Genomic DNA, 806 nt, shown 5'->3' with positions numbered 1-806 from the left:
CACGATGGTGTATTCCTGCGCCTATTTTGAGAACGGCACGGAAGATCTCGACACCGCTCAGGAGAAGAAGATCGATCACATCCTAAAGAAGATCGCGCTGCAGCCAACGCAATCGTTACTCGACATCGGGTGCGGTTGGGGTTCGTTGGTGATTCGCGCCGCACAGAAGTTCGGCGCGCGATGTATCGGCATCACCCTTTCCGAGAAACAATATCAGTTGGCGATGCAGCGAGTGCAGCAAGCCGGTCTCACAGATCGCGTGGAAATCCGACTGCAGGATTACCGCGAGATCGTCGGTCAGTTCGATCGCATCACCAGCGTAGGAATGTTCGAGCACGTCGGGCGCGCCAATCTTCCGGCGTATTTCGCGAAGATCAGTTCGTTGCTGACGCCCGATGGTATTGCCATGAATCACGGAATTACGTCAACGGACCCGGATATCTGTTGGACGCCGACCGTTGATGGACGCGCCTTCATCGATAAGTATGTGTTTCCAAACGGCGAACTCTCGCATATCGGCCAGGTCCTCGACGCGATGCAGCGTGGCAATCTGGAATCATTGGACGTCGAGAACCTACGGCGGCACTATGCGCGCACGCTGACACTTTGGGCAGACGCGTTTGAGAAAAACGCCGACCTGATCAGGCAGACGGTCGGCGAGCAAACCTTCCGGGTGTGGCGGATCTATCTGGCCGGGTGCGCCTACGGCTTTCGATGCGGGAACCTGTCGATTTACCAAATCGTTTGTCGGAAGGCGGGCGCGCAAGCCGATTCACTTGCATGGTCGCGCAGATACATGTACGACT

Annotated in this window: 1 protein-coding gene; it reads left to right on the top strand. The window is 56.5% G+C overall.

Going from position 1 to position 806, the window contains the following annotated elements:
* Positions 1 to 806: SAM-dependent methyltransferase (locus tag AWB68_RS45650; RefSeq protein ID WP_087650519.1), on the top strand; the 806-nt coding region annotated here is incomplete at both ends.

The sequence above is a fragment of the Caballeronia choica genome, from assembly GCF_001544535.1.
GTDB lineage: Bacteria > Pseudomonadota > Gammaproteobacteria > Burkholderiales > Burkholderiaceae > Caballeronia > Caballeronia choica.
Note: the sequence above shows the minus strand (reverse complement) of the source record. Positions and strands in the feature narration are given on the sequence as shown.